A 14,343-nucleotide genomic window follows, 5' to 3' on the forward strand; every position below is an offset into this window, starting at 1 on the left:
CCGAGTTCTGAGTTACTAGTAACTATTAACTATATTTCCCTCTATGAAGAAAATCGCATTCCAGGGCCGTCGCGGGGCCTACAGCGAAAGTGCCGCCTACCACTTGTTCGGAAACGATATCGAAGTTGTCCCGATGGACACGTTCGAGCAGATTTTCCAGGGCATCGAGACCGGCGCCGTGGATGGCGGGGCAATCCCCATCGAGAACTCCACCGCGGGTTCCATCTACGACAACTACGACCTGCTGTACAAGTGGCGCCACCCCATCGTGGGCGAAGTCAAGCTCCAGATTTCGCATAGCCTGTGCGCGCTCCCCGGAACAAAGCTTGCTGACCTGAAGGAGGTGCTGAGCCACCCGCAGGGCCTTGCGCAATGCAGCCGATTCTTCGGGCGCAACCCGAAAATCAAGAGCACCGCGTTTTACGACACCGCAGGCAGTGCCGAAGAGGTTGCGAAGCGCGGAGATAAAACGGTGGGCGCCATCGCGAGCGCCTACGCCGGCAAGTTCTATGGCCTGGATATCTTGGCCGAAGGTATAGAGAACTTGCCGGGGGTGAACTTCACCCGGTTTTACGCCATCCAGAAGACGGCGAACCCGCTTCCGGAAGAAGGCACAATCAAGACGACGCTTCTCTTTATGCTGAGCGATTCCGGCAAGTCCGGCGCCCTACATGCCGCCCTCGGGTGCTTTGCCAAGCGCGACCTGAACCTCACGCGCATCGAGAGTCGTCCGCATCCCGACCGCCCGTGGGAATACATATTCCACCTCTCCTTCGAAGGAAGCCCGAAGGACCCTGCCGTCATCGAGGCGCTCAAGGAACTGCAAAGCTACTGCGACTTCGTGTACCGCCTCGGGAGTTTCCGCGAAGGCACGACGGAGAAACTGAGCTATTAAAAAAGGATGGACACCATGGCATACGAACGCACCGACAGAAAATTCGACGAATACCGCCCCCTGAAAATGACTACCGGCTTTATTAGTAGTGCCGATGGATCCGTGCTCATCGAGATGGGGCGCACCCGCGTGATTTGCAATGCGACCCTCCTCCCGAAGGTTCCCGACTGGCTTGCAGGCCGCGGCACCGGATGGATTACCGCCGAATACAGCCTGCTCCCACAGAGCACGGGCAAGCGCGTGGAACGCGAACGCAAGGGCGCGAGTGGCCGCACGCAAGAGATCCAGCGCCTGGTGGGCCGCTCGCTTCGCGGCGCAGCCAACCTGGCTGCACTCGGCGAGAACGCCATCGTGGTTGACTGCGACGTGATCGAAGCCGACGGTGGCACCCGTACCGCAAGTATCATCGGCGGCTTCGTGGCCCTTGCTATAGCCCTCAAAAAAATCAAGGAACGCCTGGGCATCACCGAACAAATTCTGCAACACGGCATCACCGCTATTTCCGTGGGCGTCGTCAACGGCAAGCCGCTCTGCGACCTCTGCTACGTAGAAGACTCCGCCGCCGATGTCGACATGAACGTGGTGATGCAAGACGCCAAGAACTTCATCGAAGTGCAGGGCACTGGCGAACACGCCAGTTTTGACCGCAACATGCTCAACACGCTCCTCGACCTCGGCGAAAACGCCTGCAAAGACATCTACAAAAAACAGATGGAGCTCATCGGCGGAGAACTGCCCTAAGCCATGCGCAAGGCATCTGTACCCATACTGCTCGCCATCGCGCTAGGCATCGCATCGGCTTTCGCAGCCGACGCGCCCTCCCCATGGAGGTTCGAGGGCGGCGTATCCGTAGGGAATCCGACGCCGCTCGCTCTGGTGGCCGGGTTCGGGTACAAGAATGTCATCTTCCGTGCCGAAGGACTCGGCGCCCACAACGGTCCCAACGACTTTTGGTGCGGCTACCGCGGCTCACTCGCATGGACTTTTTTCAGGAATCTCCCGTTTAAGCTGGACGTGGGCGTGGGCGGCGGTTATGAATTCGCCGAAGCGCCCAACAAGCTGCACCAGGCATTCAACGACGCCAACGGCGAGATGTACCTCTACCCGTACAACTACACCGAGACGCTCGACATATCTGCCGAAATTTGGGCGCACCTGTACGGATTCTTTACGCAGGTCGCCTACCCCATCCACTACTTCAAAAAGCACGACGAGCCCGAGTACATCATTTGGCGCGTGGGCTACATGATAGAAATCTAGTTCAAAAAAAACTCGCCCACAAACGTGAGCGAGTTTTTAATTTCGGTCAAGAACCCAATTACTTGTTCTTGAGGCTTGGAACGCCACCGAAGTCCACGTTCGTCTTCTTGCCGAGCAAGAGGGCACGGGTCTTGAGCGGGAGGCCGTAGCAGCGGATGAAGCCCGTGGCGTCCTTCTGGTCGTACATGTCCACATCGGTGAATCCGCCGAGGCCCATGTCGTAGAGGCTGTAGGGGCTCTTGATGCCGGCCGGGATGATGTTACCCTTGTAGAGTTTGAGGGTCACGTCACCGGTAACGACCTTGTTCACTTCGGCGAAGAAGGCGTCCATAGCCTGGCGGAGCGGGGTGAACCACTGGCCATTGTACACGAGGTTCGCATACGTCATAGACATCTTCTGGGATTCGAACAAAGTTTCCTTGTCGAGCACGAGCTGCTGCAGGCATTCGTGAGCCTTGTACAGGAGCGTGCCACCCGGAGTTTCGTACACGCCGCGGCTCTTGAGGCCAACGAGGCGGTTTTCAACGATGTCCAAGAGACCGCAAGCATTCTTGCCGCCAATCTTGTTCAGGTATTCAAGGAGTTCGACAGCGCCCATCTTCTTGCCGTCGATAGCCACCGGATTACCCTTATCGAAAGTAATCGTCACATGGTCGGCCTTGTTCGGAGCCTTCTCGTACGTGTTGGTGTGCTTGAGGAACTCGTACTTGTGTTCCTGTTCCGGGAATTCCAAAACGCCACCTTCGTGAGAGAGGTGCCACAGGTTACCATCTTCGGAGTAAATCTTCTTCTTGCTGATGCCGTTGAGCGGAATCTTGTGGGCGGCAGCGTAGTCGATAGCATCTTCGCGGCTATGGAATGTCCAGCGCGGGTCCTTCCACGGAGCGATGACTTCGAGCTTCGGGTTCATGGCAGCGTAGGTCAATTCAAAACGGACCTGGTCATTACCCTTACCGGTAGCACCGTGAGCCACAGCGTAGGCGCCTTCCTTCTCGGCGATCTTCACCTGGTACTTGGCAATGAGCGGACGGGCAAAGGACGTACCGAGGAGGTACGTACCTTCGTACTTGGCACCGGCGCGAACGGTCGGCCAAACGTATTCTTCGAGGAATTCCTTCTTGAGGTCGAGAACGTAGCACTTGCTGGCACCCGTCTTGAGGGCTTTCTCTTCAAGGGCCTTCGCGTTCGGGAAGTCGTTTTGGCCGAGGTCGGCGGCAAAGGCGATCACTTCGACGTCGTAGGTTTCCTTGAGCCAAGGAATGATGATAGAGGTATCGAGTCCACCGCTATAGGCGAGGACAACCTTCTTCTTGGATTCTTTTTTAGCCATTTTTTAGTTTCCTTTAAGAAAATTTTAGACGCTACAAAGATAGGAATTATATGCCGATTTGCAATCCCAAGTAGGCTGAATTTGCCCAATCGGAGACCCCGCGGTTGAAGTAACGCTGAAAGCCGACTTCAACAGAAATCCAGGCAGAGAACAGGTTGTTCTGCGCCCAGGACCACGCGTCCCCCAGGTTAAAAGCGACCCCCGGCGAAAGGGTCAAAAGCTGGGCCGCCGAAAAATTGTACTCGTAAAGAGCGCTTCCGGTCAACCCGAAAAACTTGGAAAACCTCCAACCAAGCCCCATTTCTGCGCCCACCGAGAACCCGTCCAACGAGAACATCTTTTCGCAATCGTCAATTTTACGGGTCGAATCCACTTCGACTTCGGCCCCAGGCAGCCACCAGCGGTTTTCACGGTGGTCCCACTCGTCACGAATTTCCTCGATATCGGTATTTTCTAGCCCGAAAACTGGAGCCAAGAACAAATCAAACGAGTTGAATGGGAAATGGAAACGGACATTGCCGCGGTAACGCTGATAAAGGACGTTCGTTTCTCCATCCAGGTCACCTCCAAAAAAACGCACGTCAACCCCAGCACTGAGCCAATCCGTATAAAAATACTCAAGCTGATCCTGCCAAATGCCAAGGCAGTCGCAGTCCTCTGTTGGGTTGAAAATGCCGGCGCCAATGCCCACACCCAGCCCCACTCCCGTATAGGCGGACTGGTGCGGCAGCGGAATGTTGCCCACCTGTTTTGCAGGCGAAGGCGTTTCGGCGGCAAGCACCGAAATCGCAAGGCAACATATCCATAGCAAAATCCTTTTCACATCCATAATATAAATAACTAGTTTTGGGTCATGCTACTCCGCACGCCCGATTTCTACCACAAATTTCACTGCGTCGCCGACAAATGCACCGACTGCTGCTGCATTGGGTGGGAAATCGGTATCGACCCGAGCACCATGGAAAAATACCGCCGCGTGCCGGGCGCGTTTGGCGAGGAACTGCGGGCAAAAACCTGCAACAACCAGTTCACCTTAGAGGCGAAAAACCGCTGCCCGTTTTTGAATGCCGACGGACTCTGTAGGGTCATCTCGAACCTCGGCGAAAGCTACCTCGGCGACACGTGCCGCGAGCACCCGCGTTTTGTGGAAGTCTACGGCGATGTAATGGAAAAAGGAATCGGGCTCTGCTGCGAAGAAGGCGTCCGGCTGCTGTTGGATTGCAGCGGTGACGCGTCAACATTCAACCTTGTCGAAAGTGAAGTGAACGAACCCGAGGACGACATCCCCGACGACGCCCGCGAGGCGCGTGATATGATTTTTGCCGAGCGTCAAGAGATGTTCCGCATTCTGGAGCAACGCGAAATCCCCTTGAACCAGCGACTGCAAATGCTCTTAGAACTGGTTTGCGGAGGAGAAGATTGCGACCCCAACACCGCGCCGAGCCTCGAAACCATTCATAAACAGTGGATCAAAGTTCTGGGCAAAGGCGAAAGCTACGGCCTCGAATGGGACGAGGCCTACAAACGCATCACCCGTCAGGGTTGGGGAGCCCGTAGTCAAGACCCGGGGGCGGCCCTGTTCAGCGACGATGACGGCGCCCGGATTGTCGCTTACATGCTCTTCCGCTATTACGCCAAGTCGCTGTTCGACGGCGACAGTCTTGGCAAGGTCCAGTTCGCCATTTTCTTTTGGATGGTGCTGAAGAAATTTGAAATTGCGCGAACCCGCATTGACGCCGTCAAGCTCCTGTCCAAGCAAATCGAATACTCCGACGAGGTCATGGACCTCCTCGCGGGGAATTTCGCCAACAACGACGCCTTCAGCGTTCCAGCGTTCCTTGAAATTTTGAGCGAGTAAGTACTGAGCGTGCGGTGTCAATACGTTCCGAGAAGGCTCCTAACCTTCTCCATCATCGCCTTAGACTTCACGCGTGCCTTCTCCTTGCCGTACGCGAGAATCTTGTCGATTTCTTCGGTGTGGGAGAGCAGGTAGAAGTACTTTTCGCGAGCGGCACCCAGGTGTTCTTCGAGAACGTTCTGGAGTTCCTGCTTGGCGTGGCCCCAGCCCATGCCACCGGCGCGGTAGCGGGCAGCGAGCGCCTCGGTCTGTTCCGGCGTGGCAAAGAGCTTGTACAGCTTGAACACGTTGCAAGAATCCGGATCCTTCGGTTCCTCGATGCCCTGGGAGTTCGTGACGATCTTGCCAATCTTCTTCTTGAGGGCCTTGCTCTCGAGGAAGATGTCGATGACGTTGTCGTAGGACTTGCTCATCTTGCGGCCATCGAGACCGGGGATGATACCGGTGGTTTCCTGGAACACCGGTTCCGGAATGGTAAACACATCTTCGCCAAAGTGCTTGTTGAACTTGATGGCGATGTCGCGCGCGAATTCCACGTGCTGTTTCTGGTCCTTGCCCACGGGCACGATGTCGGCGCTGAACATGAGGATGTCGGCGTCCATCAGGCATGGGTAGCAGTAGAGGCCCATGTTCACGTTGGCATCCGGATCTTCGCCGGCGGCTTCGTTCTTCGCGACCTTGTCCTTGTAGGCGTGGGCGCGGTTCATGAATCCCTTCGGCGTAAAGCAGCTGAGTGCCCAGCTGAGTTCGAAGATTTCGGGAATGTCGCTCTGCTTGTAGAACAGGCCCTCTTCGGGGTTCAAACCGAGAGCAAGCCAAGTCGCCGCAATCTTGTAGATGTTCGCACGCATCTCGGCACCGTTCTGCACAGTGGTGAGGGCGTGGTAGTCAGCGATAAAGTAGACCGTATCGTAGGTCTTGGAAAGTTCAAGAGCGGGGCGGATGGCGCCCAGGTAGTTGCCTAAATGCGGCGTGCCGGTGGGCTTGATGCCCGTAAGGGAAATCTTTTTCATGGGCGCAAATATAGAATCTTTTTAGTGACATTTTAACGTAAAAGCCCCGCAAGTGGACGCCTGCGGGACTGTGAGGTGTATTTTGGAAATTTATTGCAGAAAACCGGTTCCTAGGCTCCGGCGCGCAGCTGCTTGGCCGCGGCAACCAGGTTCCTGAGGCTTGCGGTGGTTTCCGTTTCGCCACGGGTCTTGAGGCCGCAATCAGGGTTCACCCACACGTTTTCCTGCGGGACCTTGTCTATAATCTTGCGGATCGTATTCACGATTTCATCCACGGAGGGCACGCGCGGCGAGTGGATGTCATACACGCCTGGGCCAACCTGCGTCTCAAAACGAGCATCGTTGAGCGCATCGAGCAGCTTGAGGTCGGAACGGCTCGCCTCAAAAGTGATCACATCGGCATCCATGGAGTCGATGTCGCGGACAATGTCATTGAACTCGCTGTAGCACATGTGCGTGTGGATCTGCGTTTCGGGCTTGACCTTCGCGTGCACCAGGCGGAACGCGGGAATAGCCCAGTCGAGGTATTCCTTGTGCCAGTCAGTCTTGCGCAGCGGCAGCTTCTCGCGGAGGGCGGCCTCGTCAATCTGGATAATCTTGATGCCGTTCTTCTCGAGGTCCAAGACTTCGTCACGGATGGCAAGGCCAATCTGCTGGGCCTGCGTCTTGAGCGAGATATCTTCGCGCGGGAAGGACCAGTTGAGGATTGTCACCGGGCCGGTGAGCATGCCCTTCACGGGTTTGCTCGTCTGCTGCTGAGCAAACACGGACCATTCGACAGTGATGGGCTTGCTGCGGTGGATATCGCCCCACACTACGGGCGGCTTGACGCAGCGCGTGCCGTAACTCTGCACCCAGGCGTTCTGCGTGAAGATGAACCCATCAATCTGCGTACCGAAATATTCCACCATGTCGTTGCGTTCGAATTCGCCATGCACAATCACGTCGAGGCCGATGCTTTCCTGGAGGGCAATGCACTCCGCGATTTTCTTCTGGTTGAATGCCACGTACTGCTCGCGGGTGATTTCGCCCTTCTTGAAGGCGGCGCGGTTCGCACGGACTTCGGCCGTCTGCGGGAACGACCCGATAGTCGTCGTGGGGTAAGCCGGGAGGTTGAATTCGGCGACCTGGATGTTGCGGCGTTCAGCACGGGACGGGCTACGCGCGAAGTCGGCATCGGAAAGGGAGGCAAGCGCGGACTGCACTGCGGCATTCTCGCTCACGCGGGCCGTAGCAAATAGGGTCTTGTTCTTTTCGAGAGCGGAAGCGTCGCCGCCAGCAATCTCGGCAAGTTCCACGATCTTTTCCTCGGCGAAGGCGAAATGTTTCAGGGTTTCCGCAGGGAGCTTCTGTTCAGCAGCGACCGTGTAGGGCACGTGCAGTAGCGAACACGAAGTACCCACGACCACGCGGGACGCATCGACCACCTTCCCGATTTCGGCGAGGATAGCGTTCTTCTGCGCGTAATTGGCGCGCCAGATGTTCTTGCCGTTCACGACGCCCGCAAAGAGAATCGCGTTCTTCGGGAAACCGCCCTTGACAAGTTCGAGCGACTTGAGGCCTTCCACAAAGTCGAGACCGATGCCATCGAAACCGAGCGATGCGACATCCTCGTAGACATCGCGGATATCACCGAAGTATGTCTGCAGGAGAATCTTCGCCGACGTCTTCGCATGCACCTGTTCCAACAGGAATGCGTAGATGGACTTGAATAGCCGCTTTTCCTCTTCACTCACGTCGAAGACGAGGGCGGGTTCGGCAAGCGCAATCCATTCCGCACCCGCAGCCGAAAGCCGTTCCACCAAATCCAGGTAGGCATTCGCAGCCGACGCCGCGAAGTGGGCGGCATTCTTCTTGCCGTTGTAGCGGGCCAGGCGCAAGAAGGTATAGGGACCAACGAGGCTAGGAACTGTATGAACCCCGGCAGCCTTCGCCTCGTTGTATTCCCGGAGGGGTTTCACGTTGTCTGCAACAGCAAGCTCGGTTGAATCGTCCAATTCGGGAACAATATAGTGATAGTTCGTATTGAACCATTTCTTCATCGGGAGGGCCTTGACGTCGCCCTTTGCTCCCTGATAGCCGTGCGCAGCGGCAAAATAGGTCTCGAGTTTAGAAAGCCCGAGTTCCTTGTAACGCGCAGGGACGGCCCCGAGCAGGAACACCGTATCGAGAACGTTATCGTAGAAGGAGAAATCGTTGGACGGAATGAAGTCGATGCCGGCCGCCTTTTGCTTCTGCCAACCGTACTGACGGATTTCTGCGGCGGTCTTCTGGAGATCTGCTTTGGAAATTTCGCCCTTAAAGAACTTTTCACTTGCAAACTTGAGTTCGCGGGCCTTACCGATGCGCGGGAACCCAATTACCGATGTCTTTTTCGTTGTCATGTTGTATAACCTACCTTTTTTTACATGTTTTTCGTTTGTCGGCAAATATACCTCAAAAAACATCATCGGTAAAATACTATTTTTTGTGCATTCACCATAGGTAAAATCTATGGCAAATAACCAGTAATAAAAAAATGCTATGACATTACAACAACTTAAATACGCAGTAGCGGTCGCCGACACGCAGAACATCACCGAAGCATCCAAGCGAGTTTTCATCTCGCAGCCGAGCCTGACGGCATCCATCCACGAACTCGAAGAAGAAATGGGTGTCACCATATTCAACAGGAGCAACAAGGGTGTTACGATTACGAACGAAGGCGACGAATTCCTCTCGTACGCGCGCCAGGTGCTGGAACAGGCTTCCCTCCTTGAAGATCGTTACAAGAATGGCGAAAACGGGAACACGATTTTTTCCGTCAGTTGCCAGCACTACTCCTTCGCGGTGAACGCCTTCGTCGATGTCATTCGCAAGTTCGGCGGCGAAAGCTACGACTTCACGCTCCGCGAAACGCAGACAAACGAAATCATCGACGACGTGACAAAGATGAAGAGCGAAATCGGGGTTCTCTACTTAAGCGGCAAGAACGAAAAGGTCATCTGCAAGATGATGCAAAAAAATAACCTGCTGTTCGAGCCCCTGTTCACGACCCCGCTGCATGTTTTCATGTCGTCCCGAAACCCGCTTGCGCAAAAAGACAGGATTACCCTTGCCGACCTGAAACCGTATCCCTACCTCACCTACGAACAGGGAAACTTCAACTCGTTCTATTTCGCCGAAGAACCGCTCACCGCCATCGACTTCGACTGCCCGCGAAATATCAAGGTCCGCGACCGCGCAACGCTATTCAACCTGCTCATCGGCCTCGACGGATACACCATCTGTTCGGGCGTCATCAGCCACAAGCTCAACGGCCGAAACATCATCGCAAAGCCCCTCGCCGTATTCGACAAGATGACCATCGGGATAGTCACTCGCAAGGGAGTTTCGCAATCGCGATATGCAAGGGAATACATCGCCGCGCTCAAGCGGCACTGCGGGTAACACCACATATTCCGTTATTGAGCCTCGTTTCATTCTGGAGATTCTTCTTTTTTCTCAATTTAATTACATTTTGACCATAATGATGCAGAACGAAAAATACATCCTGGTCGACAGCGAAGAAAGTCTCGCGAACCTTATCGCAGACCTCGAGCTCTATGATATGGCGGCCGTCGATACTGAGGCCGACTCGATGTACCATTACACAGCCCGTCTCTGCCTCATCCAGATTACCATCGGGGAGCATCACTACATTGTGGACCCGCTTTGCGGGCTCGACCTGGCTCCACTTTTTTTGGCAAAAGCCATGCAGACGCTCATTTTCCATGGCGCCGACTACGATTTACGCCTCCTGTGGCAGACCTACCAGTTTTCCCCGGCACATATATTCGATACCATGCTCGCCGCCAAGCTGCTGAACGAACCGCACCTTGGGCTTGCCGACCTGGTCCGCAAATACTTTGGGGACGAGCTCAAAAAAGAAAACCAGCGCGCCGACTGGACAACCCGCCCCCTGCCCCTCGAGATGTGCGAATACGCCATCCACGACACCTTCTACCTGCATGAGCTCTGCGCCATCCTGGTCGAGAAGTTGCAGGCAGCCGGCCGCATGGACTGGCTCACCGAGCAATGCAGCGCGCTCATCGAGCACGCCAAGCACCCGGCGCCGCCCAAAAAGGACCCCTGGCGCATTCCGGGAAGCAGCATCTACAGCCCGTGCGCCCTGAACATTTTGAAGCACCTTTGGGAATGGCGCGAAAAGCAGGCCGAGGAGCTCGACCGTCCTCCATACAAGGTGATGCCCGCCGAACTGATGCTCGCCATCGCCCGTGCGCAGCAAGCGCACTTCCCCGAAGTGGACGAAAAGTTTTTGCCCAAGCTGCCCCGCAACTTCAAGGGCGAACGTTTGGATTCGTTCCTCAACATGATGCGGGACGCGGTCACCACCCCCGAGACGGACTGGCCTGCCAAGCTGCCGAAGGCTCCGCCGCCCCCGGTAGTGCCCCACTCAGACCTGCTAATAGCCCTCAAACTTTGGCGTGACGAAAAGGCCGAACAAATCGGGCTGGACGCCTCGATGCTTGCCAACAAGGCGCAGCTCATTTGGCTTGCCGCCCCCGGCGACATGCCGTGGGAAACCCGCTACAACGAAGCCCGCCTCATGAACTGGCAACGCCGGATATGGAACGAGATTCTACAAGAAAAGCTCCCCTCGGCAAAACGCATTGGTGAGGACTAGCCTATGGATGTAATTACCGCCATAGCTGTATTTGTTCTCGTCACGATTGTCTTTGGCAGCAGCCAGATTGTGGACCTCATCCTCAAAAAGCGCCGCGAAAAAAAAGGCGAAGACATTATCCAGGAACCGTGGCAGCAAATCCACGACATCCCCGGCTACCGCGATTCGCGGAACATCGCCGCCTTTTACCCGGTCAAGGGAGAGCCGAACCTGATGCCCGTGGTCGAGGAACTCGCCATGGAAGGGCGCCTGCTTTTGCCGCGCTGCGAAGGGGACGGCATCATGAATTTTTACAAAATCCAAAACCTCAAAAAGGATTTGGTCAAAGGGCACTTCGGTATTATGGAGCCGCGCGAAGGGCTCGAAAAATTCGAGGGCGAAATCCCCGTGTTCCTCGTGCCCGGGACCAAGTTCACATGGGACGGGTGCAGGCAGGGCCACGGCAAGGGTTACTACGACCGCTTCCTTGCCAAGTTCCCCAAGGCCTACAAGGCGGGGATCGCCACGCCCGCACAAATTTCAAAAGAGCCCCTAGAGCAAAAGGAGACCGACATTAAAATGGATGTGGTCATCGCTTGCCGGGAAAAGGGTTAGTTCAAAAAGGAATCAAGAATGGCTTTTTACAATGACGACAATCGTCGCGATTTCAAAGAAGATCGCAAACGCTCTTTTGGCAGGGACGACCGCCAGCGCAGTTTCGGGGACCGCCCGCGGAACTTTGCCGGGGGCAACCCCCACCCGCGCCATTTTGGAGACCGTCCGCGCCCCGAGCACATCGTGACCGCCATGGGCGACGCTGATGCCGCACCGCAGGTCGCTGTCGGCGGACTCAAGGAAGTCGAGGAACTGCTTACCAAAAACCCTCTCCAAGTGCATCGCGTGCTCTTTATGCACCAGTCCGGCAACCCCAAGCTGTACGAACTGCAAAAGCTCGCCAAGCGCGCCCACGTTCACGTGCAACAAGTGGATTCCAAAATTTTGGACAGTTACGCCCGCCCGAACCACGGCGTGGTCGCCCTAATGAACGAAAAGCAGCTCCTCAACTGGATGGACGTCCGCGAAGAATTTTTCAAAGCCCGCGATACCGGCGAAAAAAAGTTGGTCGCCGTGGCCACGAACATCGAGGACCCGCGAAACCTGGGCGCCTGCATCAGAAGTTCGCTCGCCCTGGGCGTAAGCATTTTGCTGTTGCCCGCTAAGGGCATGTGCGGCATTACGCCAAGCGTCGCCCGCACCTCGGCAGGAGCTCTCGAGAAACTCCGCATTTGCAGACCCGACAACCTCGAAGCCGCCATCGGCGAACTCAAGATGGCCGGCTACCAAGTGCTCGGCCTTGACGCCGACACCGAGACGAACCTCGCCGACTTCCAGTTCGCCGACCACGTGGTCCTAGCAGTCGGCGGCGAAGACGTCGGTCTCCCGCCGTTCATCAAAAAACAGTGCGAAGCCATCCTCCGCATCCCCATGATGCCCGAGGCCCACTCCTACAACGCCTCCGTAGCTCTCTCCCTTGGACTCTACGAATACGCGAGGCTCCGCATCAAGTAAAATCTTGAATTCATAAACCTCTAACGGAAGGCTCTTTATGGAAAACGCAAGAAAAACAATCAACCTGTTCCTCAAGTGCAAACTCACCGGAAACGAACTCAAAAGTGAGTTGTTCAAGGCAGGCGAAGCCGCTCAACAAGAAGGCTGGACCTTCATGGACGCCTCGTTCCAGCTGGGTGGCGTCGCACGAGACAACGGCCTTTCGCCAGACGAAGTCGAACAGATTCTCCGTCGTGCGTTTTCCTCCGAAAAGCGTGCCGCAGAACGCGAAGAAGAAAAAAATCCCGAAACGGCCGCGCCCAAGGCAGAAGCCACGGCTGCCCCCATCCAGCCGACCATCATCTCCCCGATGCCCGCGGGCATGTTCTCGATGGAGCAGATGCTCGCCATGGGTCTCGACACGCAGTCGCTCACCTTGCTACAGAACCACAAGATTGACCCCGAAGCCCTCTCCATCCCGTGGCCGAGCCACGACTGGCGCAAGGACCTCGCCAAGCTTTTGGAAGCCGTCTTTGAGAGCGACGAAACCATCGAGTTCAAGGTTTCCGAGACGCCCAAATGCACCTCTGAAAAAGTTTCGAACATTGTAGGCCAAGACGCGAACATCGCCAAAATCATGAAGAGCCTCGACAGTCCCGAAGGCGCCCTCATTTGCGTGAACGCCACCAAGGGAAGCCCGGACGCGACCGACGAAAGCTACAAGTACCGCTACGTGGTGGTCGACAGTCCCAAAATGCTCTTGGCCAAGCAGCTCGCCTACTACAAGGCCTTGAACCTCCCCTGCGCCGCCATCGTGAATACCCTTGGTGCAAACTCCGCACAGGCATGGGTCAAGATTGGCGCGAGCAACCAGAACGAATACAACGAGCGCGTTGACTTCCTCTTCAAGACCCTGGAAGAACAGGGCTTCATTGTGGACCCGAGCAACAAGAACCCGAACATGATGGCGCGAATGCCAGGCGTTTTGCGCGGCGGCAAGCAGCAGTACCTCATCGGTTTGGAACAAGGCGCCAAGGACTTCCAGGAATGGCGCGAATGGGTGGAATACTCCCTCGACGGCAAGCCCCTGGTGGAACTGGCGAGCGACAGCGAAGAAGCGCCCAAAAAGGATGCGAGCATCATCGAGAACGTGCTGCGTACCGGAGAATTCTTCTTGTTCACGGCGCCTCCCAAGAGCGGCAAGTCGTTTGCCCTCATGGACCTCGGCCTCTCCATTTGCTACGGCGAGGACTGGTTCGGCAACTCGACCTCCTCGAACGATGTTTTGTTCATCAACTACGAACTCACGCGTTCCGTGTTCCTGAACCGCCTGCACCTGTTGGGAAGCATTCGCGGTCTCAACGCGAGCACCTCGAAGTTCGGCTTTTTGAACCTGCGTGGCACGGCCCTCTCACCTATCGAAACCGCCCAGCTCATTGCCAAGCGCATCGAGGGCGCCAAAAAGCTTGAGAACCACGACTACCGCGTAGTGGTCATCGACCCCATCTCGGCAGTGCTTCACAACCCCAAGTCCCTGCGTTTGACGGGCGCACCGCATCAAATGCTCATGCAAATGATCGACACCATCATCGCCCTCACGGGTTGCGCCGTGGTGACCGCCTGCAACAACGACGAGTACCCGTACCTGAGCTCCCGCGCCGACAGCGTCATGTCGCTCACCCCGGTGGAAGGCAGCCTCGACTTGTACCAGATCAACGGAACATTCCGCGAATTCCCGAAGATGATCGCCCACGAATGCTCCTGGATCTACCCGCGTTTCTTGGTATAATTTTT

13 protein-coding genes are annotated in these 14,343 nt (G+C 56.0%); 9 read left to right on the top strand and 4 right to left on the bottom strand.

What is annotated here, in order from left to right; translation table 11 throughout:
* Positions 1-43: 43 nt before the first annotated feature.
* From BUB55_RS05345 to BUB55_RS05355, 3 genes are read left to right on the top strand one after another with little or no spacing between them, the layout of a single operon-like run.
* On the top strand, positions 44-895 hold the full coding sequence (locus BUB55_RS05345) for a prephenate dehydratase (protein ID WP_072808584.1): 852 nt from the start codon (positions 44-46) through the stop codon (positions 893-895).
* A 15-nt stretch (positions 896-910) separates the two neighbouring features.
* Positions 911-1,636, top strand: a complete 726-nt coding sequence (rph, locus tag BUB55_RS05350) for a ribonuclease PH (RefSeq protein WP_073188972.1) — start codon at positions 911-913, stop codon at positions 1,634-1,636.
* A 3-nt stretch (positions 1,637-1,639) separates the two neighbouring features.
* Positions 1,640-2,155: a hypothetical protein gene (locus tag BUB55_RS05355; protein ID WP_073188886.1), complete on the top strand. Its 516-nt coding sequence runs from the start codon at positions 1,640-1,642 to the stop codon at positions 2,153-2,155.
* Positions 2,156-2,213: 58 nt separating this feature from the next.
* On the opposite strand, the gene BUB55_RS05360 is transcribed toward BUB55_RS05355, so the two are convergent.
* Positions 2,214-3,485: an argininosuccinate synthase gene (locus BUB55_RS05360; protein WP_073188887.1), complete on the bottom strand. Its 1,272-nt coding sequence runs from the start codon at positions 3,483-3,485 to the stop codon at positions 2,214-2,216.
* A gap of 46 nt (positions 3,486-3,531) precedes the next feature.
* On the bottom strand, positions 3,532-4,308 hold the full coding sequence (locus tag BUB55_RS05365; protein ID WP_143152918.1) for a hypothetical protein: 777 nt from the start codon (positions 4,306-4,308) through the stop codon (positions 3,532-3,534).
* 30 nt (positions 4,309-4,338) lie between these two features.
* Here BUB55_RS05365 and fliB point away from each other — a divergent pair, with 30 nt between their 5' ends.
* Positions 4,339-5,343 carry a flagellin lysine-N-methylase gene (fliB, locus tag BUB55_RS05370; RefSeq protein ID WP_073188889.1) on the top strand — a complete coding sequence of 335 codons (1,005 nt, stop codon included), beginning with the start codon at positions 4,339-4,341 and terminating at the stop codon, positions 5,341-5,343.
* A gap of 17 nt (positions 5,344-5,360) precedes the next feature.
* Here the strand turns inward: fliB and trpS are convergent, their stop codons facing one another.
* Together trpS and metE are read right to left on the bottom strand one after the other, a co-directional pair.
* On the bottom strand, positions 5,361-6,356 hold the full coding sequence (gene trpS, locus BUB55_RS05375) for a tryptophan--tRNA ligase (RefSeq protein WP_073188890.1): 996 nt from the start codon (positions 6,354-6,356) through the stop codon (positions 5,361-5,363).
* Positions 6,357-6,466: 110 nt separating this feature from the next.
* A complete protein-coding gene (metE, locus tag BUB55_RS05380) occupies positions 6,467-8,740 on the bottom strand; it encodes a 5-methyltetrahydropteroyltriglutamate--homocysteine S-methyltransferase (protein WP_073188974.1) in 2,274 nt (757 codons plus the stop codon).
* 139 nt (positions 8,741-8,879) lie between these two features.
* Here metE and BUB55_RS05385 point away from each other — a divergent pair, with 139 nt between their 5' ends.
* From BUB55_RS05385 to BUB55_RS05405, 5 genes are all read left to right on the top strand, one after another.
* On the top strand, positions 8,880-9,785 hold the full coding sequence (locus BUB55_RS05385) for a LysR family transcriptional regulator (RefSeq protein ID WP_073188891.1): 906 nt from the start codon (positions 8,880-8,882) through the stop codon (positions 9,783-9,785).
* Between the two features lie 79 nt (positions 9,786-9,864).
* Positions 9,865-11,022, top strand: a complete 1,158-nt coding sequence (locus BUB55_RS05390; RefSeq protein ID WP_073188976.1) for a ribonuclease D — start codon at positions 9,865-9,867, stop codon at positions 11,020-11,022.
* A gap of 3 nt (positions 11,023-11,025) precedes the next feature.
* Positions 11,026-11,616 (top strand): 5-formyltetrahydrofolate cyclo-ligase, encoded by a 591-nt coding sequence (locus BUB55_RS05395; protein ID WP_073188892.1) that lies wholly within the window; start codon positions 11,026-11,028, stop codon positions 11,614-11,616.
* Between the two features lie 18 nt (positions 11,617-11,634).
* The gene (locus BUB55_RS05400) at positions 11,635-12,570 is read left to right on the top strand and encodes a TrmH family RNA methyltransferase (RefSeq protein WP_073188893.1); all 936 of its coding nucleotides are present in this window, start codon (positions 11,635-11,637) and stop codon (positions 12,568-12,570) included.
* A gap of 37 nt (positions 12,571-12,607) precedes the next feature.
* A complete protein-coding gene (locus tag BUB55_RS05405) occupies positions 12,608-14,338 on the top strand; it encodes an AAA family ATPase (RefSeq protein WP_073188894.1) in 1,731 nt (576 codons plus the stop codon).
* Positions 14,339-14,343: the final 5 nt, after the last annotated feature.

It is taken from the genome of Fibrobacter sp. UWP2 (assembly GCF_900141705.1).
Lineage (GTDB): Bacteria > Fibrobacterota > Fibrobacteria > Fibrobacterales > Fibrobacteraceae > Fibrobacter.

What these genes read in the sequence shown, in the direction of transcription:
- BUB55_RS05390 (WP_073188976.1), top strand. Translation starts at nt 9,865, where the DNA reads ATGATGCAGAACGAAAAATACATCCTGGTCGACAGCGAAGAAAGTCTC.
- metE (WP_073188974.1), bottom strand. Translation starts at nt 8,740, where the DNA reads ATGACAACGAAAAAGACATCGGTAATTGGGTTCCCGCGCATCGGTAAG.
- fliB (WP_073188889.1), top strand. Translation starts at nt 4,339, where the DNA reads ATGCTACTCCGCACGCCCGATTTCTACCACAAATTTCACTGCGTCGCC.
- rph (WP_073188972.1), top strand. Translation starts at nt 911, where the DNA reads ATGGCATACGAACGCACCGACAGAAAATTCGACGAATACCGCCCCCTG.
- BUB55_RS05400 (WP_073188893.1), top strand. Translation starts at nt 11,635, where the DNA reads ATGGCTTTTTACAATGACGACAATCGTCGCGATTTCAAAGAAGATCGC.
- BUB55_RS05360 (WP_073188887.1), bottom strand. Translation starts at nt 3,485, where the DNA reads ATGGCTAAAAAAGAATCCAAGAAGAAGGTTGTCCTCGCCTATAGCGGT.
- BUB55_RS05385 (WP_073188891.1), top strand. Translation starts at nt 8,880, where the DNA reads ATGACATTACAACAACTTAAATACGCAGTAGCGGTCGCCGACACGCAG.
- BUB55_RS05345 (WP_072808584.1), top strand. Translation starts at nt 44, where the DNA reads ATGAAGAAAATCGCATTCCAGGGCCGTCGCGGGGCCTACAGCGAAAGT.
- BUB55_RS05355 (WP_073188886.1), top strand. Translation starts at nt 1,640, where the DNA reads ATGCGCAAGGCATCTGTACCCATACTGCTCGCCATCGCGCTAGGCATC.
- BUB55_RS05395 (WP_073188892.1), top strand. Translation starts at nt 11,026, where the DNA reads ATGGATGTAATTACCGCCATAGCTGTATTTGTTCTCGTCACGATTGTC.
- BUB55_RS05405 (WP_073188894.1), top strand. Translation starts at nt 12,608, where the DNA reads ATGGAAAACGCAAGAAAAACAATCAACCTGTTCCTCAAGTGCAAACTC.
- trpS (WP_073188890.1), bottom strand. Translation starts at nt 6,356, where the DNA reads ATGAAAAAGATTTCCCTTACGGGCATCAAGCCCACCGGCACGCCGCAT.